Source organism: Streptomyces sp. NPDC092370, assembly GCF_044755265.1.
In the GTDB taxonomy this organism is placed as follows: Bacteria; Actinomycetota; Actinomycetes; order Streptomycetales; family Streptomycetaceae; genus Streptomyces.
Genome location: NZ_JBIVQO010000017.1, coordinates 72,572 through 95,271, shown reverse-complemented (window position 1 = coordinate 95,271; position 22,700 = coordinate 72,572). Strand labels below are relative to the sequence as shown.

Sequence of the window (22,700 nt, the reverse complement as noted above, 5' to 3'; positions counted from 1 at the left end):
CTCAGGTCAGAGCGGTGAGCTTTTCGGTCACGGAGGCGCCTGCTGCGGCCGACGCGGGGACCACCTCGACCGGTACCGCGTTGAGGACCGCGTTGCCCGACAGCGGGTCGAGCAGCCGGCCGTCGAGGAGCTGGTTGACGTTGACGCCGGGGTCCGTGGAGGCGTGGCTGAGGCGGGTGCCGGGACGGTTGTGGCCCCAGCCGTGCGGCAGGCTCACCACACCCCGGCGCACCGCGTCGGTGACCTCGGCGGGTGCGGTGACCTCTCCCCCGGCGCCCTTGACCCGTACGGCTGCCCCGTCCTCGACGCCCAGCCGCTCGGCGTCCTCGGGGTGGATGTGCAGGGTGCAGCGGTTGGAGCCGCCGGTGAGGGCGGGCACGTTGTGCATCCAGCTGTTGTTGGAGCGCAGATGGCGGCGGCCCACCAGGACGAGTCCCCCGGGACGCTCGGCCAGGGCCGCGCGCAGGCGGGGCAGGTCGTCCACGATCGGGCCGGGCAGCAACTCCACCCGGCCGCTGCGGGTCTTCAGGGGCTGGGGCAGACGGGGCCGGAGCGGGCCGAGGTCGATGCCGTGCGGATGGGCGAGCAGCCTCTCCAGGCAGAGCCCGTCCGGTCGCGCGCCGAAACCGTCGCCGTAGGGGCCGAGGCGCAGCATCATGTCGAGCCGCCGCTCGGGGCCGGTGTCGCCGGTGAGCCGGGCGGCGAGCTCGCGCGGGTTGCGGCCGTGGACCGGTGAGTGCGGCTCCTCGACCGCCTTGCCGAGGGTCTGGTCGATGACCATCTGGTCGACGGCCACCGGATCGGCCCCGTACATGCCCGTGACGGCCAGGATCAGCCGCGCCAGGATCTCCGTCTCCGCCATGCGGCCGGGCTCCAGGGGAATCGCGGGGCGGGTGTAGCGGACCTGGTTGCGGACGGCGAGGGTGTTGAAGACGAAGTCGTGGTGCGGGCTCTGGGAGGGCGGCGGCGGGGGCAGCACCACGTCGGCGTGGCGCGAGGTCTCGTTGAGGTACGGGTCGACGCTGACCATGAAGTCGAGCGAGTCGAGCGCCTTGTCGAGCCGGTCGCCGTCGGGCGCGGACAGCACGGGGTTGGCGGCGACGGCGATCAGCGCCCGCACCGGCTCGCCCTCCTCGGTGGCGGTGTCGATCTCCTCCGCGAGGGCCGCCAGGGGCAGTTCGCTCTTTGCCTCGGGGTGGCGGCTCACCCGGGAGTGCCAGCGCCCCAGGGCGAATCCGCGGCCGGGTCCGGCGGGGCGCGGGGTCTTGTCGGTGGCCGCCTGCGGGAAGAGCGCGCCGCCGGGCCGGTCGAGGTTGCCGGTGAGGATGTTCAGGACGTCGACGAGCCAGCTGGCGAGAGTGCCGTGCGGGACGGTGCAGCTGCCGATCCGGCCGTAGACGGCGGCGGTCGGGGCGGCGGCCAGGTCGCGGGCGAGGGTGCGGATGACCCCGGCGTCGACGTCGCAGGCCTCGGTGACGGACTCGGGGGTGAAGTCCCGCAGCTCCTCGGCCAGTTCCTCGAACCCCTGGGCGTGCGGGGTCTCCTCGACGAGGCCCTCCTCGAAGAGCACCCGCGCCATGGCCGCCAGCAGCAGCGCGTCGGTGCCGGGCCGGATCGCGATGTGCCGGTCGGCGAGCTTGGCGGTGCGCGTGCGCCGCGGGTCGATCACGACGAGCCTGCCGCCCCGGGCCTTGAGCGCCTTGAGTTTGCCGGGGAAGTCGGCGGCGGTGCACAGGCTGCCGTTGGACTCCAGCGGGTTGGCGCCGATCAGCAGCAGATGGTCGGTGCGGTCGAGATCGGGCACGGAGATGGCGTTCGCGTCGCCGAAAAGGAGGCCGCTGGAGACGTGCTTGGGCATCTGGTCGACCGTGGAGGCGGTGAAGACGCTGCGGGTGCCGAGCCCGGCGAGCAGGACGGGCGCGTAGAGGGCACCGGCCATGGTGTGCACGTTGGGGTTGCCGAGGACCACCCCGACGGAGTGCGGGCCGTGGCGCTCCACGACGGGCCGGATGCCTGCGGCGACCGCGTCGAAGGCCTCCTCCCAGGTGGCCTCGCGCAGCTCGCCGTCCCGGCGCACGAGCGGCGTGCGCAGCCGGTCGGGGTCGGAGTCGACGGCCCCGAAGGAAGCACCCTTGGGGCAGATGAACCCCCTGCTGAACACGTCATCGCGGTCACCGCGGGCGTGGGTGACGCGCGTCCCCTCGATGGTGAGGGTCAGGCCACAGGTGGCCTCGCACAGGGGGCAGATACGCAGGGCGGTGCGGGACACGGGGTCCTCCCGGGGCGGCGGCTACGGTGACGCGCTGACCCGCCCGAGCATACCGACCGGTATGGACGGCGGGGAGGGCTTGGCGGGATCGAGGTCAGTCGAGCGCCCGCGCCAGATAGCCCCGCAGCATCTCCCGGGCCTCGTCGATGATCCGCTCGTCCCCCTCCGGTGCGACCCGGAACGCCAGGTGCACGAGGGTGTCGGCGGTCTCGACGGCGATGAGGAAGACGCGGCGCAGGTCCTCGTCGGGCTCGCGCCCGAGATACCCGGAGAGCAGTTCGGTGAGACGGTCGGCGACGCGGTGGTTGGGTTCGGCGTGGCGGGCCCCGACCGGGATCTGGTTGCCGAAGTCGACGAGCGAGAAGCCGGGCGCGGTGCGCTTCATCTCCAGGTACTCGTCGAGCACGGCGTCCATGGCGGTGCGCCAGCCCCCGGCCCCGCCGGCCTGCCGGAGGCGCTCGGTGACGCGTACCGAGTACCGCTCGAGGTTGCGCTGGGCGAGGGCGTCGACCATCTGCCCTTTGTTGCCGAAGAAGCGGTAGACCGAGCCGATCGGGACCGAGGCCCGCTGCGCGACGGCACGGGTGCTCAGGGCGTCGTAGCCGACCTCGTCGAGAAGGCCGGCACAGGCGTCGAGGATCCTGGTCAGACGTTCGGCGCTGCGCCGCTGCACGGGCGCACGACGGAGCGATGTCGCATGGGGCACGGGCTTCATGATGCCGCTCCGGCACGCTCCGGTGAACCTCGCCCCCCGAGGTCCGCTCCCTGGGTCCGGGCCTTGTGGCGGGAGGCCGCGTCCGGTGTCACGCCCGGGCCGGGCTCCGAGGAGGTGATGTCGGCCGTGCTCTCCACGGGCTTGCCGTCCACCGCCCAGACGGTGGCGTCGTCGGCGTAGAGGCGGGCCGTGACGCGGTGCGTGCCGCGCGGCACGAGGCGGGCGTCCAGGCGGTACGCCGGGGCGCGGAGGCGGGCGACGGGACGGCCGTCGACGTAGAGGTGCGCCAAGCCGCGCCCGGCCACCGCCCGGGCTGCCGCGCCGGCCGGTGAGAAGCGGAAGTTCCGCACGGTCAGGCGCACGTCCCAGCCGCCGGCCGCGCCGGGCTGCACCTCTATCCCGACGTCGGGCGCCTCCTCCGGCCCGACCTCCCGGAAGGGCCGGCCCTCCGGGTCCCGATCCTCCAGGAGCTTGCCGACCGGCGAGGGCGACGCGACGCCCTCCCGGGCGTCACCGGAGCCACAGCCCGCGGATCCGGCCAGAAGGAGGACACAGACCGCGAGCGCGGCCAGAGATCTCCGTGTCCACGACATGTCGAGGAGCGTAGAACACACGTCCGGCCCGGCGGATCGTTCTCAAGTCGGGTTCAGGTCATCCGTCATGAGGAGGGGCGCGCCCCTCTTGCGTCGGGGAAATCGCAATCCTACGGTGCTGCATAGGAATCGAACGCAAGGGAGCAGCGAACATGGGCGATGGGGGCACCACTCGCGCGAGCGGGTTCGAGCACGGGGGAGCGCGCAAGACCGCCGAAGGGCTGACCTACCTCTCCGGCTTCGGCAACGAGCACAGCTCGGAGGCCGTCCCGGGGGCCCTGCCCGAGGGCCGCAACTCGCCCCAGAGGGCCCCGCTCGGGCTGTACGCGGAGCAGCTGAGCGGTTCGGCCTTCACCGAGCCGCGGGCGCACAACCGCCGCTCGTGGCTGTACCGGATCCGGCCGTCGGCCGCGCACCCGGCGTTCACCCGGACCCACAACGGTGCGATCCGCACCGCCCCCTTCACCCAGACCGTGCCCGACCCCAACCGCCTGCGCTGGAACCCGCTGCCCGATCCGGCGCCCGAGACCGACTTCCTGGCGGGCCTGTGGACCCTGGGCGGCAACGGCGACGCCACCCAGCGCACCGGCATCGCCGTGCACCTCTACTCGGCCAACGCCTCGATGCACCGGGTCTTCGGCGACGCCGACGGCGAGCTGCTGATCGTCCCGGAGCGCGGCGGGCTGCTGCTGCGCACGGAGTTCGGTCTGCTCCATGCGGAGCCGGGACATGTGGCACTGATCCCGCGTGGGGTCCGCTTTCGCGTGGAGCTGCTCGACGAGTCCGCCCGCGGGTATGTGTGCGAGAACTACGGCGCGCCCTTCCGCCTTCCCGACCTGGGCCCGATCGGCGCCAACGGACTCGCCAACCCCCGGGACTTCCGCGCGCCCGTCGCCGCGTACGAGGATGTCGAGGGCCCGGTGGAGGTGGTGAACAAGTTCTGCGGCAACCTGTGGACGGCCACCTACGACCACTCCCCGCTGGACGTGGTCGCCTGGCACGGCAACCACGTGCCCTACGTCTACGACCTGCGCCGCTTCAATGCGCTCGGCACCATCACCTACGACCACCCGGACCCGTCGATCTTCACGGTGCTGACCTCCCCGTCGGACACCCCGGGGCTGGCCGGAGCCGACTTCGTGGTGTTCGCGCCGCGCTGGCTGGTGGGCGAGGACACGTTCCGGCCGCCGTACTTCCACCGGAACGTGATGAGCGAGTACATGGGCCTGATCGAGGGCGCCTACGACGCCAAGGCCGAGGGGTTCGTGCCGGGCGGCGGCTCGCTGCACAACATGATGTCGGCGCACGGCCCGGACCGGGAGACGTTCGACCGGGCGAGCGCCGCCGAGCTGAAGCCGCAGAAGATCGACGACGGCCTGGCGTTCATGTTCGAGACGCGCTGGCCGCTCACCCTCACCCCGCAGGCGGCCCGCGCGGAACACTTCCAGCAGCGCTACGACGACGTCTGGCAGGGCCTGGAGCGGCACTTCCGCCCCTTGCACTGATCATTTCCTAACGGTACGGATGGCCCGTGACCTCCTTCGCCCCGGACTCCATCGTCCTGAACCGCAAGCTGCCGCTGTGGTACCAGGTGTCGCAGTCGCTGCGCGCCTCGATCCTCGGGCGCTCGCCCCGGGATCCGCTGCGGCTGCCCACCGAGGAGCAGCTGGCCGGTCACTACGGCGTGAGCGTGCTGACGATGCGGCAGGCGTTGAAGGAGCTGGAGGACGAGGGGCTGATCTCGCGCCACCGCCGGCGGGGCACGTTCATCGAGCCGGACGCGCGCAGGGGCTCTCCCGTGCGCCTGCTCGGCTCGGTGGACGCGATCGTGGCCCAGCAGTCGGGCATGACGACCGACCTGCTGGACCACGGCACCACGCCGGTGCCGGGCGAACTCGCCGAGTTCTTCCCGGATGTGCGGGAGGTCGCGACCTACCACCGGCTGCGGAGCGACGAGACGACCGGCGAGCCGACGAACCACGCCCGCAACTACGTGCGTCCCGAACTGGCCGCGCGGATCGACCTGGACGACCTCGTCCGCTGGCCGATGACCAAGGTGCTGCGGGACGTGGTGGGGGCGGACATCAGCCGCATCACGGACACCGTGGAGGCGCGACTGGCCGACCCGGAGACCTCCAAACTGCTCCGAGTCCCGCTGCTGAGCCCGATCCTGCACTACACCGGCGTGACGTACGACGCCGGGGGACGGCCTCTGGACGTGGCCGTCATCCACTACCGCGGTGACCGGTTCTCCTTCACGGTGACCTTGGACGCCACCTGACCCGCGCGTCCTTCCCAGGTCGTACGATGCCCTGCGTGACGCACGACGACGCTCCGCTGCTGGCGGACCTCATGCCGTGGTCCGTCGCACCGCCGCGGCTCGGCCGGGGCTGGCCGGCGGCGCCCGACGCGGCGTCCCTGAAGGCCCGCTGGGACGCCTTGGTGAAGGCCGAGGGGCCCGACCGCGCGACTCTGTTCGAGCCGACCCGCTCGCGCACACTGCATACGGCGGTCGGCAGGCTGCCCGGCCGGACCGGAAGCGGCACGGAGAAGCTGGCCCGCGCCTCGGGGCCCTGCCCGGAGCCGGTGCGCGTCCTGCTCGCGCCCTACGACGAGCAGTGGCTGATCCCCGACCAGCGGCTGATCGACGCGGCCCGCCCGGAACTGTGGCGGGTGGCGGACGAGCGGCAGGTCTTCGTGGTGGAGGCACCCGGGACCACCCCTCCCCTGCTCGCCACCTCGCTCCTCCCGCTGCTGCGCCCCGGCCGCGTCCGCCCGCTGTACCGGCGTCCCGGGGGCCGCGAGCCGAACCTGGCCCCGGGCCTGCTGGAGCACCTCGGCACCCGCCTGGGCGGCACCCCGGCGCCGCTGGACGTACTGGCCTGGATCACGGCAACGGCCCGCCCGGATCTCACCGTTCCACTCACCGGTGACGCCGCCGAGTGGGAGCGGGGCCTGGAGCTGGGCCACCGGCTGCTGTGGCTGATGCGCCGCGACGGCGAACGCCCGAAGCTCCCCGGCGGCCGCCGCCCCTACGTCCGCGCCCCGCTGCCCTCCCGGCCCGTGGCGCTGCGCTACGACCGGGACGAGGAGGCGCTGTTCCTGGACGAGGGCCGCATCTCCCCCGTGCCGCCGGAGGCCTGGGACTTCGAGGTGGGCGGGGTCCGCGTCCTGGAGCAGTGGTTCGCGACCCGTCTCGCCGTCCCCGAGCCGGGCACGCTGGCGGCGATCCGCCCCCCGGCCTGGCCGCAGCCCTGGACGTCGGAGCTCCTGGAGCTGATCACCGTCCTCGCACTGCTGGCCGAACTGCGCCCCCAGGAGGCGCCGGAGGTCCCCGCCCCGGTCACGGCCACGGATCTGCGCACGGCGGGTGTCCTGCCGGTACCGGACGCGGCCCGCCGGCCGGCGTCGGTGCTGGAGGAACCCGAGGAGGGCCCCGAGGGACAACTGGCGCTGCTCTGAGCCGGGAGAGGGCCCGCTGCTGCCGGTGGTCATGCGGCTCGGGACGCCCTGTCCTCGGGCGGGGGCTGGGCCGTGCCGGCGCGGGCGATCTCGGAGGAGCTGGCGTCGGTGGGCGTGCCGGTGCTGCTGGGGGTGCGGCCGGTGGAGGGCCGGGTGCTGGTGCTGCCGGCCCGCCGCTCGGGGTGTTCGTGCCGCTGGCCGTGCGCCGCTACGCGCGCGGGGAGCGGTGAGCGAACGTCCGCGGGCGTCGCCCCCGGTCACTGCCGGGCGGGGATGGGCACCGACAGGGGGCGTGCCGCGCTCGGGAACACACCTGGCGCCGCTGCGTGCCGCGGGGTGACGGACGACGGGTGTCGCAGCGCTGTCGCCGGGGGCGGTGTGACCGCCCGAGCGCGGGCCCCTACCTGCTTCCGAACAGCGAGCGACGCAGCCGGCGCAGCGGCGCGAAGAGCGAGACCCGCCGCACGCGTGCGCCCCTGCCACTGCGATCGTGCGGCTGACGCGCGGTCAGTTCCCGCATCAGCGAGGTCGCCTCGACCGTCTCCCGCTGAGGGACGGCGGGACCGCCCAGCACCGAGAGGTGGCGGTCGAGGCGCGAACTGGTCGCGCTGCTCCCGCAGGTGATCGCAGGGACCCTGGCCCTGCTGCGCACTGTTATCTGTTCCATGTCACTCCCCACCCGTACGAGTCCACCCGGCCCGGGCAGGTTAACCCTATCTCCCCGTCCGGGCACGCGTGTATCGCGGTCACAGGATTCACCTTCCCCGTACGGGGGTTGACGATGTATCTCCGATCACTCTCCGAATCCGACAGATTTCAGGGCGAGTTGGACGATCGGCTGGGTGGTGGGCTGCGGCGACCCCCCGACGGGCTCGACGGTCACGGCCAGTGACGTCGCCGAGGTGCCGAGATCCGTTGCGACCAGGGGCGTGTCGCTCTCGAAGAGCCCCAAGGAGCGCGGTTGCGCGCCCGCGCGCATGAGCCACAACTGGTGCACGCGGCCGCCCGATGGGGCGTCGTATCCGCCGAGGGTGACCACCGCACTCCCCTCCGTGGCGGAAGCGATCACTCCGATGGTGCGGCCCCGCCCGTCCCGGCCACTGCTCGCGCGGGCGTCCGGAGCCGCCAGAACGTGGGCGATCTCACGTGAGCGATCCTGCTCGGCGGTCAGCCGCTCCTGCGCCCGATTCGCCTGCACGGCGAACAGTGAGGCGACGACGAGGGCCGCGGCGGCGGTGACCGTCGCGAAGGGCACGAACAGCGGGACCCGGCGCCGCTGCCGGGGCGGCGGCCGGGTGCCCCACACGTGCGGCGGCAGCCGCGTCGCACGCGCGCCGGCCGGCTCGCGCGCCGCACCCTGCGGTGCCGGATCCTGCGGCGTCGTCCGTACGGCGAGCATGACCCGGTCGCGCAGCGCGGCGGGGGCCGGGGCGGCCGTGGACCAGGCGAGCCGGACGGCGTCCTCGGTCAGGGCGCGCACCTCCGCGGCGCAACGGCCGCAGGCCCGCAGATGCTTCTCGAAGCGCACCCGCTCCGGCGGCCCCAGGGCGTCGAGCGCGTAGGGCGCGGCGAGCGAGTGCAGGTCCTCGCGGCGGAAGAGGCTCATGCCACACCTCCGAGGCACTCGCGCATGCGGGTCAGCCCGTCGCGCATCCGGGTCTTGACGGTGCCCAGCGGCAGGGAGAGCTGCTCGGCCACCTCACGGTACGTGTAGCCCTCGTAGTAGGCGAGGGTGACGGACTGGCGCTGAAGAACCGTGAGCCGGTCGAGGCAGCGGCGTACCCACTCGCGTTCGAGTCCGGCCTCGACCTCCTCGGTGACCTGGTCGAAAGCGGTCTGGTTCGCGCGGAGCGCCTCGCGCTGCTCACGTTCCCCGGCCGCGCGGGCGCTGCGCACCCGGTCGACGGCTCGGCGGTGGGCGAGGGTGAGGATCCACGACATCGCGCTGCCCCTGCCGGGGTCGAACTTCGCCGCGGACCGCCACAGTTCGAGCAGCACCTCCTGCGCCACCTCCTCCGACTGGGCGGGATCGCGCACCACACGCCGTACGAGCCCGAACACGGGGCCGGACACCAGTCCGTACAACCCCTCGAAGGCCTGCTGGTCCCCGCCCGCCACACGCAACAGCAGTTCGTCCGCCTCCATTCGGTCCCCCTCTCCGGGGCCGCACCGGGCCCGTCCCCTCGCACGAGGCATTCGCACCACACACACCTCCGGCAGGGGTTACGGATCAGCGCGCCGAAAACGCGGGTCGCCCGGCGATGAAACAACTTCCCCCCCTCGCCGTAAGAACGTTTGAGATTCGACCAATCCGCTTCGCCGACCGCTCCGAATGGCGTGTGTCAGGCAAGTTGGCACGGAGGACGGACGGCATGACACCTATTTCCAGGACCGGTGCGGGACGCGCGAGCATCGCGACCGTGATCTGTGGCGCGCTGGCCACCGGCGGGCTCGCGGCCGCCGGTGTGACCGCGCTGGAACCTGAGGCGGCCTCCGCCTCCAGCCACCGCGAGGCACCGCTGATCTCGGGAACCCCGCAGTACGACAACACCGACGTGTACGCGTTCGTCAGTCCGGACAAGCCGGACACGACGACCATCGTGGCGAACTGGATCCCCTTCGAGGAGCCGGCCGGCGGGCCCAACTTCTTCACGTTCGCCGAGGACGCCCAGTACGACCTGCGCATCGACAGCAACGGTGACGCGCAGGAGGATCTGGTCTTCCGGTACACGTTCAAGACGCACACGAAGAACGACAAGACGTTCCTCTACAACACGGGCCCGGTCGAGAGCCTCGACGACCCCGACCTCAACATCACGCAGACGTACGACCTCGAACTGATCAAGCTGAAGCGTCTGAAGGCCGTGTCAAAGACCAAGGTCGCCGACGACGTGCCGGTGGCGCCGTCGAACGTCGGCAAGGCGTCGATGCCGGACTACAACACCCTGCGCAAGCAGGCGGTGCGCAAACTCGCGGGCGGCGCCCAGACGTTCGCCGGGCAGGCCGACGACCCGTTCTTCCTGGACCTGCGCGTCTTCGACCTGCTGTACGGCGGGAACCTCTCCGAGGTCGGCAACGACACCCTCAAGGGCTACAACGTCAACTCGATCGCCCTGCAGGTCCCCAACAGCTTCATCACCGAGTCCCACGAGCAGCCGGTCGTCGGCATCTGGTCGACGACGCAGCGCAAGAACGCCCGGGGTTACTTCTCGCAGGTCTCGCGCCTCGGCAACCCGCTGGTCAACGAGGTCGTCAACCCGCTGAAGGACAAGGACACGTTCAACGCGTCCGCGCCGCGGGACGACGCGCAGTTCCTGAAGAACGTCACCAACCCGGAGCTGCCCAAGCTCATCGAGGCCATCTACAAGATCCCGGCACCGAAGGAACCGCGCAACGACCTGGTCGACGTCTTCCTCAAGGGCGTCAAGGACCTCAACCAGCCGCCGCACGTGACGCCGTCGGAGCAGCTGCGCCTCAACACCTCGATCAAGCCGTCCGCGAAGCCGAAGCGGCTGGGTGTCCTCGACGGTGACAACGCCGGCTTCCCCAACGGCCGTCGCCTCACCGACGACGTGATCGACGCCTCGCTCCAGGTCGTCGAGGGCGAGCTGCTGGGCGCGAAGAACGACCTCGGTGACGCGGTCGACAAGAACGACAAGGACTTCGAGAAGGCCTTCCCGTACGTCGCCCTGCCGACGGAGGGTTCACGCGGTCCGCTCGCCAAGGGCGTGGACGGCGGCAACGACGTCCGCAGCCAGCTGGGCGACGCGCTCCAGCCGGCCGGTGCGCAGGGCTCGGACGACATGCGCCTGATCGCCGCGTCCGCCGGGGCCGGAGCGGGCGGCATCGTCCTGATCGGCGCGGCACTGATGTGGTGGCGCCGCATGCGGAACCGGGCGTACTGACCCGCTCCGCTCTCCCTGCCGGCGCGGCCCGTCCCCCCACCCCCCACGGCACGGGCCGCGCCGCCGAACCCCGCACCAGACATCCGACCGAGGAGAGGTCATGCCTCCGCGTACGACCGACAGCACACCGCAGAGGAGCGACGACGAAGCGCCGTCGACGGCCCCGGAACCCGGGAACACCGGGGAGCGGGAGGCTTCGGCTGCCGGGACGGGGGCCGGATCCGGCACGGGCGGCGACGGCGCTCCCCACGCCCGCCCGGGCGAGGGTCGCTCCGGCCCCGGCCCCGGCGCCGGTCAGCGGGTCGCCGCCCTGCGGCGGGCCGCCGACGGGGGGCGGCGGTGGCGGGCGCTGCGTCTGGCCGGGTGCGCCGCGCTGCTGGCGGTCGCGGTGACCGGCGGGGCCATCGCGGTCGGGGGTGCGCAGGACCGCGGGGCCGGCGTCACCGCCGTGTCCGCGGCCGGGGCGTTGAAGCCCGGCGATCTCGCCCGGGGGAACCTCGACGCGGGCATCGCGTCCCTGCAGAGGCATCTCCGCGCCCAGCCGAGGGACTTCGGCGGTTGGGCCACGCTCGGCGTCGCCTACGTCGAGCAGGCCCGGACGAAGGGCGATCCCTCCCGGTACCCGCAGGCCGAGCGCGCCCTGAAGCGCTCGCTCGAACTGGAGCCGGGCAACGACCAGGCCCTGGCCGGCCGGGCCGCCCTCGCCGCCGCCCGGCACGACTTCCCGGGCGCCCTGACGTACGCGGGCCGGGCACTCGAACAGAACCCCTACAACGAACGCGCCCTGTGCACCCGTATCGACGCCCTCGTCGAACTCGGCCGGTACGCCGAGGCCGCCGAGGCCGCCGACACCGCCGATGACAGGCGCCCGGGCGTGCCCGTCTTCACGCGGTACGCGTACGTGCGCGAGCTGCGCGGCGACGTCCGCACGGCGCGTGCCGTACTGGAGCGCGCCCTGGATTCCGCGAACGCGCCCGCCGACATCGCGTACGTCGCCACCGCGCTCGGTCAACTCGCCTGGAACCAGGGCGAGTACAAGACCGCGCTCGGCCACTACGCCCGCGCCCTGGCCGCGGACGACGCGTATCTGCCCGCCCTGGAGGGCCGTGCCCGCGCCCAAGCGGCGAGCGGTGACCGGGCGGCCGCCGTGCAGGGGCTGGAGCAGGTCGTCGCCACCTTCCCGCTGCCCGGGGCGCTCGTCGCCCTCGGCGAGCTCTACGAGGACCGCGGCGCCGACGGCGACCGGGCGAAGGCCGGCGACCAGTACGCCCTCGTCGACGCCTGGACGGGCCTCGCCCGCGCCGGCGGTGTCAACGCCGACCTCGACACGGCCATGGCCGCCGCCGACCACGGTGACAGGAAGGAGGCCCTGCGCGCCGCCCGCGCCGAGTGGGACCGGCGCCACAGCGTGCACACCGCCGACGCCCTGGCCTGGGCCCTGCACGTCAACGGCCGTGACGAGGAGGCCCTGCCGTACGCCCGCCGGGCGACGGCAACCGGCTACCGCAACGCCGTCTTCCTCTACCACCGCGGTGTCATCGAGCGCGCCACCGGCGACGAGCGCGCGGCCCGCACGCATCTGAAGGCCGCGCTGGACCTGAACCCCGGCTTCTCGCCCCTCGGGGCGCGTGAGGCCCGTACCGCACTCAAGGACCTGGAGGGGAACCGGTGACCCTGCGCCGGCTGTTCGCGTCCGGCGCCGCCGTCCTCACGGCCGCCTGCGCGCTCACCCTGCTGCCCGCCGCCACGGCGAGCGCCCACCCGCTGGGCAACTTCACCGTCAACCGCTACGACGGCCTCGTCGCCGCCCCCGGTGAACTGCGGGTCCACCACGTGGAGGACCTCGCCGAGATCCCGGCGACGCAGGCGGGTCCGGACATCGAACGGCTGGGCATCGCCCTGTGGGCCCGCGAGCGGTGCGCCGCGGCCGCCGAGGACAGCAGGGCGACCGTCGACGGCCGTGGGGTGGCGCTCACCGCCGAGCGCAGCCACGCGCGCGTGCGGCCCGGGCAGGCGGGGCTCGACACCCTCCGTGTGGAGTGCGAGCTGACCGCTCCTCTGCCGTCGGGGAAGGAGACCGTGTCCCTCGGCTTCAGCGGCGCGGGGGCCACCACCGGCCCGGGCTGGCGGGAGATCACGGCTCGGGGCGACCGGATGACGCTCGTCGCGTCGGACGTGCCGGAGAAGTCGATATCCGCCGAGCTGACCGGCTACCCCGAGGAGTTGCTGTCCTCTCCGGCCGACACCGCGTCGGCCGCCCTGCGGGTGCGCCCGGGCGGTGCCGCCCTGGCCGAGAAGGAGTCGGACGCCCCCGCGGCCTCCGTGCTCCCGCGCGGCGCGGATCGCTGGACGCGGGCCCTGGACGACCTGGTCGCCCGGCAGGACCTCACCGCCGGCTTCGCCGCGCTGGCCCTCCTCATCGCCGTCGTCCTGGGTGCGATGCACGCGCTCGCCCCGGGCCACGGCAAGACCATCATGGCCGCGACGGCGGCGGCCCGGGGCGGCCATGCCCGGATGAAGGACGTCCTGCCCATGGCCGCCTCGGTGACGGTCACGCACACCCTGGGCGTGGTCGCCCTGGGCCTGCTGGTCACGGCCGGCTCGGCGGCGGCGCCCTCGGTGATCGCCTGGCTCGGCGTCGTCAGCGGTCTGCTGGTGACCCTGGCCGGCGCGAGCCTGGTCCGCCGCGCCCTGCGCGGCCGCGCGCACGCCCAGCACCCGCACGGCCATCATCACGACCACGGAAGCCACACGCACGACCACGACGGCCACACGCACGACCACGGCCATCACCACGACCATGACCACCCGCACGACCACAGCCACGAACACGACCATGGCCACCCGCACGACCACAGCCATCCCCACCCGCACCCCCAGGTGATCGAGCACACCCACGGTGGTTCCACCCACAGCCACCCCGTCGCCCCCACCCTCCGCGGCACGATCCTCATGGGGTTCGCGGGCGGGCTCGTGCCCAGCCCGTCGGCCGTGGTGGTACTGGTCGGCGCCGCGGCCCTCGGGCAGGCCTGGTTCGGTCTGCTGCTCGTCGTCGCCTACGGCGTCGGACTGGCGCTCACCCTCACGGCCGCCGGCTACGCCGTCGTCAAGGCGGGCAGCGGCATGACCCGGCTGCTGGACCGGCGCCCCCGTTGGACGGCGGGCCCGATGGCGGCCCTGGTACGCCGGACCGCACCGCTCGGCTCGGCCTTCGCCGTGGTGGCCCTCGGAGCCGGACTCGTGTTCAAGGGGGCGGCATCCGCACTCGGCTGAGTTACGTTCGTGAGGCATCGGACGTCAGGAGAAAAGCGGACGTCGTGAGGAAATCCGTCCTCATGGGGAAAACACTCCTCATGGAGATCTCGCCCGGCTGCGAATGGGGGCGCCGTGTTCGAAGAACCGGGCCGTGAGCGCGTGATCGCGGGCCGCTACCGGCTCCTGGCACCGCTCGGCGAGGGCGGTATGGGCACGGTGTGGCGCGCCCTCGACGAGGTGCTGCACCGCGAGGTCGCCGTCAAGGAGGTGCGTGCCCCGGCCGGTCTGGCGGGCGACGACGTGCAGCGGATGTACGCGCGCCTGGAGCGCGAGGCGTGGGCGGCGGCCCGGGTCACCAACCGCAATGTGGTGACGGTGTACGACGTGGCGACGGACGACGGCCGGCCGTGGATCGTCATGGAACTGGTCCGCGGTCTCTCCCTCGCGGAGGTCCTGGACGCCGAGGGCCCGATGGCACCGCAGCGTGCCGCGCACATCGGCGCCGAGGTGCTGGCCGCGCTGCGGTCCGCGCACGAGGCCGGGGTGCTGCACCGCGACGTGAAACCGGCCAACGTGCTGATCTCGAACGACGGCCGGATCGTGCTCACCGACTTCGGCATCGCCATGGTCGAGGGCAGCTCCGCCCTGACCATGACCGGGGAGGTCATCGGCTCGCCCGAGTTCCTCGCCCCGGAGCGGGCGCTCGGCCGCACACCGGGCCCGGAGTCCGACCTGTGGTCGCTCGGGGTGCTGCTGTACGCGGCGGTCGAGGGCCACTCCCCCTTCCGTCACGACACCCCGCTGAGCACGCTGCGGGCCATCGTCGACGAGGAGTTGCCGCCGCCGTACCGGGCCGGTCCGCTCGCTCCGGTGATCGAGGGACTGCTGCGCAAGGATCCCGAGCAGAGGCTGCCGCCCGAACGGGCCGAGCAGGATCTGCGGGTCGTCGCCGCGGGCGGCTCGCCGGGCGCGGACACCACACGGGCGGTTCCGTTCCCGCCGGCGGGAACGGGCCGCTCCGAGTCCGCGCCCACACCCCCGATGCCGTACCCGGGCCGGCCGGCGGCGTCCGGTTCGGGTGCCACCACGACGGCCACCGGCCCGGACCGGGACCGCCGGGCCGGCCGGGTGCTGGTCGCGGGTGTGATCGCCCTGGCGCTCGCGGTGGGCGGGCTGACGTACGCGCTGCTGAACGACGAGAACGGTTCCGGCGACAACGGCCAGAGGGCCGGGGAGAGTACGCCCACGGCGACCAAGAGCCCGCCGCGCAACACGGGGACGGAGAAGTCCGGCCCGTCGCCGACGCCGAGCAGGACCGAGGAGAGCAGTCCGCCGCCGCAGTCGGTGCGGGTCGCCCTGGAGGGCCGGCGCACGGACTACTCGGGGACGTGTCCGCCGCCCAACGCCCAGGCACCCGAGTTCACGGCCACGCTCACGGTGGGGCGGCTGCCGGCCGAGGTGAGCTACCGCTGGGTCACGCGGGACGGCCAGGTGCTCGACGGGGGCTGGAAGACGCTGTCGTTCGCGGAGGGCGGCGGCCGTTCGAAGCGGGACACGGTGCGGGTGACGACCGAGGCGGAGAGCGGGACGTTCGAGAACGAAATCGGCGTCGAGGTGCGCGAGCCGGTGCGGACCACGTCCGAGTCGGTGCCGTTCTCGGTGACGTGCGAGACGGAGACCCCGACGGGCGGGGCCTCCCCTTCTCCTTCCGGCACGGAGCCGGGCCCGGAGTCGGAGTCGGACTCGGACTCGGACTCGGACTCCGGCTGAGCGGTCAGTCGTTGTTGTTGAGCACGGGCAGGTAGCCGCCCGACTGGCCGGGTGCCTTCGGGTGGTAGGACTCGCCGATGTTCAGCCAGCTGACGCTGTGCAGCCAGGAGGCGCCGGAGCAGATCTCGTGGCCGGTGAAGGTGGTGCGTACGTCACCGAAGGCGAAACCGTGGTCGGCGGCGCGCTTGGCGATGGCGGTGTTGAGGTGGTCGGAGGCGTCGTTGATGGCCTTGCGCTTGGTCTCGGACAGGCCGAGACAAGGGGCGCCGAGCTTGTAGAAGCGGGGGTAGCCGAGGACGACGACCCGGGCGGTGGGGGCCTTCGAGCGGATCGACGAGTACACACTGTCGAGTTTGCCGGGCAGCGTGGAGTCCACGTACGCGCGGGCCGTGTTGATGCGGGAGACGCAGGAGCTGTCGGACTGGGTCACGCAGGTCGTCATCACGTCGGCGAAGCCGGCGTCGTTGCCGCCGACGCTGATCGAGACGAGGGCGGTGGAGGCGCTGAGCGGGGTGAGCTGGCTCGCCAGAACATCACCCGTTCGGGCGCCCGAACAGGCCGTGAAGTGGAAGGTCGAGGGTGAGTGGGCGGCGGCCCAGAGGTAGGGGTACGCCTTGGTGCTGCGCTTGCAGTCGCCGCTGGAGCTGATGTAGCTGCCGGCTCCGACTCCCGAGGAGTAGGAGTCACCGAGGGCCACATAGCCGCCAGTTGGGGCGAGTGAGGACGCCTGCGCCGTCGCCGCCCCGGTAAGGGCGGTGCCGACGGCGAGGAGGAGCGAGCTCACGAGGACGACAAGTCGGGAACGTCTCATGGAACCTCCCTTTAGCAGGATCTCTGCCATAACCGTCGTAGCAGCTACGCGCATTGACAGGAAGTGTCCATGCCAAGTCTTTTCGACCCCTCCGTGGATGCTTGGCGCGTTCACCACGCCTCAGGTCGCGCACCGGATCTCCTTTGTTACGTGCTCATGACAGGTTTGTTGACTGATGCTCAACTCCCTTGTGCCACGCCGACAGTTGGTCGACGCTTTACTCCGGCCGGGCGCGGAACGCGACGCTCCCCGGCCCGTGTGCGCGAACACGCGCACACCCCCCACATGACGCGCGTCCCACCCAGGCGCGCGCCGCCTAGAGGAGGACTCCCTCGTAATGGCACCACTGCGTAGCAAGAGACTCGGGTTCGTCGCACTCACCTCGCTGGCGACCGCCGCCCTCATGGGCGGGCTCACCACGCTTCCCGCCCAGGCCGCACCCGCCGAGGGCCGGGTGCTCGCGGCGGGCTCCCCGACCGCGATCAAGGACAGCTACCTCGTCACGCTCAAGAAGAGCGCGGGCCTGAAGGCGTCCTCGGCCGCGGGCAAAAGCCTGGTGAAGGAGTACGGCGGCTCGGTCGACAAGACGTTCGGCAAGGCGCTGAACGGCTGGTCCGCCACCCTCTCCGCCACCGAGGCCCGGCGGCTCGCCGCCGACCCGGCGGTGGCCTCCGTCGAGCAGAACCAGCGCGTCACGCTCGCCGCCACCCAGTCCAACGCCCCGTGGGGCCTGGACCGCGTGGACCAGGCCTCGCTGCCGCTGTCCGGCACCTACACCTACCCGGACAGCGCGGGCAGCGGCGTGACGGTCTATGTGATCGACACCGGTGTGCGCATCACCCACCAGCAGATCAGCGGCCGTGCCGCACACGGCTACGACGCCGTCGACGGCGACAACAACGCCTCCGACGGCAACGGCCACGGCACCCATGTGGCCACCACGATCGCCGGCTCCACCTACGGCGTGGCCAAGAAGGCGAAGATCGTGGGTGTGCGCGTTCTGAACAACAGCGGCTCCGGCACCACGGCCGGCGTGATCGCGGGCATCGACTGGGTGACGAAGAACCACTCCGGCCCCTCGGTCGCCAACATGTCGCTGGGCGGCGGAGCCTCCGCGACCCTGGACACGGCGGTCCGCAACTCCATAGCCAGCGGCGTCACGTACGCCGTCGCCGCGGGCAACAGCAGCACCTCCGCCTCCTCGTCCTCCCCGGCCCGGGTCACCGAGGCGATCACGGTCGGAGCCACCACCAGCACGGACGCCAAGGCAAGCTACTCCAACTACGGCTCCACCCTGGACATCTTCGCGCCCGGCTCGTCGATCACGGCCGGCTGGCACACCGGTGACACCGCCACCAACACCATCTCCGGCACCTCGATGGCGACCCCGCACGTCGCGGGCGCGGCGGCGGTCTACCTGGCGGGCCACACCTCGTCGACCCCGGCCCAGGTCGCGACGGCCCTGGTGAACGGCGCCGTCACCGGCAAGGTCACCAGCGCGGGGTCCGGTTCGCCGAACCGTCTGCTGCAGATCGTCCCGTGATCGACGTCCGCACCAGCACCAGCACCAGCACCAGCACCAGCACCAGCACCAGCACCTGAACACACGTTCCCCGAAGGCCCAGGCCGCCTTCGGGGAACGCATGTTTATGGGACGGCAACGGTCAACTTGCGTCGCACGGAACGCCTCTCGCAACGCCCAAACCAACAAAAACGTGAGAGGCCGCTCCAGGTCTTGCCATACGGGTTCAATCGTCAATACCGTCATACATCTCACCCGCATCGGTCCGTCAGCAAGCGGCTCTAGGGGAGGGCTCAAGGACCGCGACGAACCGGCGCGGGGCGCGGTAGGGGGGTGCCGTGCTCGGTGACCGCAACTGTCTCCGGGCCGTGCCGCGCGGTCGGCTGCCGTTTTCGCGGCCGGCCAGCTTTGCCAGCTCACCCGGCGTGCCCGAAGCTCCACCTCGGCGTGCCACGGGTGAGAACCCCCCTTTCGAACCGGACTGGATCCGGACTGCCCTGGGGGGGCGGTCCACCGGACGAGAGGGACCAGCTCATGAGTTCCGTACTGCAACCGGCCGCGACGGACCCGCATCCGCCGACCGCCGGGAAGTACCGGCCCGTCTCCACACACCTGGCCATAGCGCCGCCGGTGAGCGTGGTCATCCCGGCCATGAACGAGGCGGAGAACCTTCCGTACGTCTTCAAGACCCTGCCCGGCTGGATCCACGAAGTGGTCCTGGTCGACGGCAACTCCACCGACAACACCGTCGAGGTGGCCCGCGAGCTGTGGCCCGAGGTCAAGGTGGTCGAACAGCGGGGCAAGGGCAAGGGCGACGCCCTGATCACCGGCTTCCAGGCCTGCACCGGCGACATCATCGTGATGGTCGACGCGGACGGCTCGGCGGACGGCGGGGAGATCCTCTCCTACGTCTCCGCGTTGGTCTCCGGCGCGGATTTCGCCAAGGGCTCCCGCTTCGCCAACGGCGGCGGCACCGACGACATGACCTTCATCCGCAAGCTCGGCAACTGGGCGCTGTGCACGGTCGTCAACCGCAAGTTCGGCGCCCGCTACACCGACCTCTGCTACGGCTACAACGCGTTCTGGCGCCACTGCCTCGACAAGATCGACCTCGACTGCACCGGCTTCGAGGTCGAGACGCTGATGAACATCCGGGTCGTCAAGGCCGGGCTCAAGGTGCAGGAGATCCCGAGCCACGAGTACCTGCGCATCCACGGCGTCAGCAATCTGCGGGCCGTGCGGGACGGACTGCGCGTGCTCAGGGTGATCCTTCAGGAGCGCTCCAACCGCCGCGCGCTGCGCCGTCGCTCACCCAGGTCGCCGATGCTGGACGGCATGCGGGGAGAGGTGTCTTGAGCGGTCCCGGCATCTCCGTCGTGATCTGCGCGTACACCGAGGACCGCTGGGAGGACGTCCTCGCGGCGGTCTCCTCGGTCCGCGCGCAGTCACGGCCGGCCCTGGAGACGCTGCTGGTCGTCGATCACAACGAGACGCTCCGGGAGCGTCTGGACAAGGAATACAAGGACTCCTCCGACGGCACCGTGGTGCGGGTGCTCGCCAACGCGGGCCCCCGCGGCCTGTCCGCCGGCCGCAACACCGGCATCGCCGCGGCCCGCGGCGAGATCGTGGCCTTCCTCGACGACGACGCCGTGGCCGAGCGCGACTGGCTGCGGCACTTCGCCGAGGCGTACGCCGACCCGCGGGTGATGGCGGTCGGAGGGCGCACGGTGCCGGTCTGGGCGTCGGGGCGGCGGCCGGACTGGTTCCCGGAGGAGTTCGACTGGGTGGTGGGCTGCACCTACCGCGGCCTGCCACGCGGCCGGGTGCGGGTGCGCAACGTGCTCGGCGGCAACGCCTCGTTCCGCCGCAGCGCCTTCGACGCGGTGGGCGGTTTCGCCACCGGCATCGGCCGGGACGGCGACAAACGCCCCCTCGGCTGCGAGGAGACGGAACTGTGCATCCGCCTCAGCCGCGCCCGGCCCGACGCGGTCCTGCTGATCGACGACCGGGCGGTGATCCATCACCGGGTGCCCCGGATCCGGGAGCGGTTCCGCTACTTCCGCACCCGCACCTACGCCGAGGGCCTGTCCAAGGCCCTGGTGGCCCGGAGCGTGGGAGCCGAGAAGGGCCTGGAGTCCGAACGCCGGTACGCCACCCGGGTCCTGCCGGCCGGAGTCGCCCGGGGTCTGCGGGACGCCCTGCTGGCCCGGCCGGGCGGTGCCGGACGGGCCGGGGCGATCGTGGCCGGGGTGCTGACGGCGACGGGCGGTTACGTCGTCGGCAGCACCCGGGCACGCCGGGGCGCAACCACGTTCTCGGTGCCACAGGTGGAGGTGACGGCCCGTGAGTGACGCCCGCGTACCGATCCTCATGTACCACGCGGTCGCGACCGACCCGAACGAGGCGACCCGCGCCCTGTCGGTGACCCCGGAGGCGTTCGCCGAGCAGATGGCGGTGCTCGCCGACCGGGGCCGCACCCCGGTCACCACGGCCGAACTGGCGTCGTGCTGGCGCTCCGGCCGCACGCTGCCGGAGCGGCCGGTCCTCATCACCTTCGACGACGGCTACGAGGGTGTGCACCGGCACGCCCTCCCCGCGCTCGCCAAGCACGGCTTCCCGGCCACCCTGTTCGTCTCGACCGGGTGGCTCAGGGGCCCGTACGACACTGGGGGCGGCCTGGACACCATGCTGGACTGGGACCAGGTCCGCGAACTCGCGGCGGCGGGCGTCGAGATCGGCGGGCACAGCCACAGCCACCCGCAGCTCGACCAGGTCTCCGAGGCCACCCTGCGGTTCGAGCTGATCCACTGCAAGGAGATCCTCTCGGACCAACTGGGCGCCGTGCCCACCTCCTTCGCCTACCCCTACGGCTACTCCAGCCGCCGGGTCCGGCAGGCGGTGCGCGAGACGGGTTACGCCCAGGCCCTCGCCGTCGGCAACGGGCTCGCGCGCCGGGCGCAGGGGCCGTACGCCCTGCGGCGGGTGACGGTGCGCCGCGGCACCGGCATCGAGGAGTTCGAGCAGGTGGTCGAGGGCCGCGCGATCGCCCGTACGTTCGCCCGGGACCGTGCCCTGACCAAGGGGTACGCCGTGGTCCGCAGGACCCGGCAGGCGCGCCGCCTGGTCTCCCGCACCGGGGGCTGACCTGCAGGGGACAACACGCCGTGTGCACCGGGAAACCGGGTGCACGCGGCGCTCCCGTGCCGGATCATGGCGGCATGTCTGACAACCCGCACGAGGCGCTGCCGATCCGGCTCAACGTCGACGACTCCGACTCCCCGTCCGACGTCGTCGACGCGCTGTTCCTCGGCCGCTTCGCGACGGGCGAGCAGCCGTTCTCCCACGCGGTGAACATCGACCGGGTCCGCTCCGGGGCGACGCTGATGCCGTCCGGCGCCCGCCTGCTGCGCGTCGCCCGGGACGACGACCGCAGCGCGACCCTCGCCGAGGGCGACGGCTGGACGCTGCTGGTCTCCCGCTGGAACCGGGGCGCCGACGTCACGGTGACGGCGACCAGCGAGGAACTGGCGAAGAAGGTCCTCGACCAGGCCACGGACGGCGCGGCGGACGAGCCCGAACCGCAGCCGGAGAACGTCACGATGGGTTTCTGGTACGTCTCCCCGCGCCGCGGCCCGCACCGCACCACCCGCCAGATCGCGGCGGGCACCTGGGACGAGGTCCGGCCCAACTACACCGCGCCGGTGGCGGACGCCATGGACCGCCTGATGAAGACGACCCCCGAGGACATCGCGGGCCGTCTCCTGCTGCTGCACGGCCCGCCGGGCACCGGCAAGACGTCGGCCCTGCGGACGCTGGCCCGTTCCTGGCGCGACTGGTGCCAGGTGGACTGTGTCCTGGACCCCGAGCGGCTCTTCTCCGACGTCGGCTACCTCATGGACATCGCCATCGGTGAGGAGGACGCGACGGGCAAGGGCCGCTGGCGGCTGCTGCTCCTGGAGGACTGCGACGAGTTGATCCGCGGCGAGGCCAAGCACACGGCGGGCCAGGCCCTGTCAAGGCTGCTGAACCTGACGGACGGCCTGCTCGGGCAGGGCCGCAACGTCCTGGTCGGGGTCACCACCAACGAGGACCTGGAACGCCTGCACCCGGCCGTGGTCCGGCCCGGCCGCTGCCTCGCCCGGATCGAGGTCGGTGCGCTGACCCGAGCCGAGGCGGTGAACTGGCTGGGCCGGGAAGACGGGGTCGGCCGCGAGGGCGCGACGCTGGCGGAGCTGTACGCGCTGCGCCGGGGCACGTCCCCGACCTCCCTGCCGGAGCCGCGCGATGGCGTCGACGCGGGGCTGTATCTGTAGCGAGGCCACCCCGGGGCCGCTGACAACCGCTTCTCACCTCCCTTTTGACCGGGCGTGCCACAGTGTCCGGCGGAGCGGCACCGAG

Annotated in this window: 19 protein-coding genes; 12 read left to right on the top strand and 7 right to left on the bottom strand. The window is 72.6% G+C overall.

Annotated features, from left to right (window positions below; all coding sequences use genetic code 11):
• Position 1: 1 nt before the first annotated feature.
• The 3 genes from ACIQHQ_RS34815 to ACIQHQ_RS34805 all read right to left on the bottom strand — a co-directional run bounded on the left by ACIQHQ_RS34815 (position 2) and on the right by ACIQHQ_RS34805 (position 3,577).
• The gene (locus tag ACIQHQ_RS34815; RefSeq protein ID WP_402619997.1) at positions 2 to 2,269 is read right to left on the bottom strand and encodes a molybdopterin oxidoreductase family protein; all 2,268 of its coding nucleotides are present in this window, start codon (positions 2,267 to 2,269) and stop codon (positions 2 to 4) included.
• A 94-nt stretch (positions 2,270 to 2,363) separates the two neighbouring features.
• Positions 2,364 to 2,984, bottom strand: coding sequence for a TetR family transcriptional regulator (locus tag ACIQHQ_RS34810; protein ID WP_402619994.1), 621 nt, complete (start codon positions 2,982 to 2,984; stop codon positions 2,364 to 2,366).
• Positions 2,981 to 3,577 (bottom strand): hypothetical protein, encoded by a 597-nt coding sequence (locus ACIQHQ_RS34805; protein WP_402619992.1) that lies wholly within the window; start codon positions 3,575 to 3,577, stop codon positions 2,981 to 2,983. Before ACIQHQ_RS34805 ends, ACIQHQ_RS34810 begins: the two co-directional genes overlap by 4 nt.
• Positions 3,578 to 3,729: 152 nt before the next feature.
• Between ACIQHQ_RS34805 and hmgA the strand changes: the two genes are divergently transcribed.
• Genes hmgA through ACIQHQ_RS34790 form a run of 3 tightly spaced genes read left to right on the top strand, consistent with a single transcriptional unit; the run spans position 3,730 to position 7,039 of the window.
• Positions 3,730 to 5,082, top strand: a complete 1,353-nt coding sequence (gene hmgA / locus ACIQHQ_RS34800; RefSeq protein ID WP_402619989.1) for a homogentisate 1,2-dioxygenase — start codon at positions 3,730 to 3,732, stop codon at positions 5,080 to 5,082.
• A 26-nt stretch (positions 5,083 to 5,108) separates the two neighbouring features.
• Complete coding sequence (locus ACIQHQ_RS34795; RefSeq protein WP_402619987.1) at positions 5,109 to 5,858, top strand: GntR family transcriptional regulator; 750 nt, start codon at positions 5,109 to 5,111, stop codon at positions 5,856 to 5,858.
• A gap of 26 nt (positions 5,859 to 5,884) precedes the next feature.
• On the top strand, positions 5,885 to 7,039 hold the full coding sequence (locus ACIQHQ_RS34790; protein ID WP_402619984.1) for a type ISP restriction/modification enzyme: 1,155 nt from the start codon (positions 5,885 to 5,887) through the stop codon (positions 7,037 to 7,039).
• Positions 7,040 to 7,439: 400 nt separating this feature from the next.
• Here ACIQHQ_RS34790 and ACIQHQ_RS34785 read toward each other — a convergent pair whose 3' ends face one another.
• The 3 genes from ACIQHQ_RS34785 to ACIQHQ_RS34775 form a co-directional block, all read right to left on the bottom strand.
• Complete coding sequence (locus ACIQHQ_RS34785) at positions 7,440 to 7,706, bottom strand: hypothetical protein (protein WP_033312817.1); 267 nt, start codon at positions 7,704 to 7,706, stop codon at positions 7,440 to 7,442.
• A 126-nt stretch (positions 7,707 to 7,832) separates the two neighbouring features.
• The gene (locus tag ACIQHQ_RS34780) at positions 7,833 to 8,645 is read right to left on the bottom strand and encodes an anti-sigma factor domain-containing protein (protein ID WP_402619981.1); all 813 of its coding nucleotides are present in this window, start codon (positions 8,643 to 8,645) and stop codon (positions 7,833 to 7,835) included.
• On the bottom strand, positions 8,642 to 9,184 hold the full coding sequence (locus ACIQHQ_RS34775; protein ID WP_402619978.1) for a sigma-70 family RNA polymerase sigma factor: 543 nt from the start codon (positions 9,182 to 9,184) through the stop codon (positions 8,642 to 8,644). Before ACIQHQ_RS34775 ends, ACIQHQ_RS34780 begins: the two co-directional genes overlap by 4 nt.
• A 227-nt stretch (positions 9,185 to 9,411) precedes the next feature.
• Between ACIQHQ_RS34775 and ACIQHQ_RS34770 the strand changes: the two genes are divergently transcribed.
• From ACIQHQ_RS34770 to ACIQHQ_RS34755, 4 genes are all read left to right on the top strand, one after another.
• Positions 9,412 to 10,944: a DUF4331 domain-containing protein gene (locus ACIQHQ_RS34770; RefSeq protein WP_402619976.1), complete on the top strand. Its 1,533-nt coding sequence runs from the start codon at positions 9,412 to 9,414 to the stop codon at positions 10,942 to 10,944.
• Positions 10,945 to 11,044: 100 nt separating this feature from the next.
• Positions 11,045 to 12,616 carry a tetratricopeptide repeat protein gene (locus ACIQHQ_RS34765; RefSeq protein WP_402619973.1) on the top strand — a complete coding sequence of 524 codons (1,572 nt, stop codon included), beginning with the start codon at positions 11,045 to 11,047 and terminating at the stop codon, positions 12,614 to 12,616.
• A complete protein-coding gene (locus tag ACIQHQ_RS34760) occupies positions 12,613 to 14,217 on the top strand; it encodes a nickel transporter (protein WP_402619970.1) in 1,605 nt (534 codons plus the stop codon). Before ACIQHQ_RS34765 ends, ACIQHQ_RS34760 begins: the two co-directional genes overlap by 4 nt.
• Before the next feature lie 114 nt (positions 14,218 to 14,331).
• Positions 14,332 to 15,969, top strand: a complete 1,638-nt coding sequence (locus ACIQHQ_RS34755) for a protein kinase (RefSeq protein ID WP_402619968.1) — start codon at positions 14,332 to 14,334, stop codon at positions 15,967 to 15,969.
• A gap of 4 nt (positions 15,970 to 15,973) precedes the next feature.
• Here ACIQHQ_RS34755 and ACIQHQ_RS34750 read toward each other — a convergent pair whose 3' ends face one another.
• A complete protein-coding gene (locus ACIQHQ_RS34750; RefSeq protein ID WP_402619965.1) occupies positions 15,974 to 16,780 on the bottom strand; it encodes an SGNH/GDSL hydrolase family protein in 807 nt (268 codons plus the stop codon).
• Positions 16,781 to 17,117: 337 nt separating this feature from the next.
• Here ACIQHQ_RS34750 and ACIQHQ_RS34745 point away from each other — a divergent pair, with 337 nt between their 5' ends.
• From ACIQHQ_RS34745 to ACIQHQ_RS34725, 5 genes are all read left to right on the top strand, one after another.
• Complete coding sequence (locus ACIQHQ_RS34745; RefSeq protein ID WP_402619962.1) at positions 17,118 to 18,323, top strand: S8 family peptidase; 1,206 nt, start codon at positions 17,118 to 17,120, stop codon at positions 18,321 to 18,323.
• Between the two features lie 513 nt (positions 18,324 to 18,836).
• Complete coding sequence (locus ACIQHQ_RS34740; protein WP_402619959.1) at positions 18,837 to 19,658, top strand: glycosyltransferase family 2 protein; 822 nt, start codon at positions 18,837 to 18,839, stop codon at positions 19,656 to 19,658.
• Positions 19,655 to 20,653, top strand: coding sequence for a glycosyltransferase family 2 protein (locus ACIQHQ_RS34735; RefSeq protein WP_402619956.1), 999 nt, complete (start codon positions 19,655 to 19,657; stop codon positions 20,651 to 20,653). Before ACIQHQ_RS34740 ends, ACIQHQ_RS34735 begins: the two co-directional genes overlap by 4 nt.
• Complete coding sequence (locus ACIQHQ_RS34730) at positions 20,646 to 21,446, top strand: polysaccharide deacetylase family protein (RefSeq protein WP_402619953.1); 801 nt, start codon at positions 20,646 to 20,648, stop codon at positions 21,444 to 21,446. The genes ACIQHQ_RS34735 and ACIQHQ_RS34730 overlap by 8 nt, the downstream gene beginning before the upstream one ends.
• Positions 21,447 to 21,520: 74 nt before the next feature.
• Positions 21,521 to 22,615, top strand: coding sequence for a DUF5925 domain-containing protein (locus ACIQHQ_RS34725; protein WP_402619950.1), 1,095 nt, complete (start codon positions 21,521 to 21,523; stop codon positions 22,613 to 22,615).
• Positions 22,616 to 22,700 lie beyond the last annotated feature (85 nt).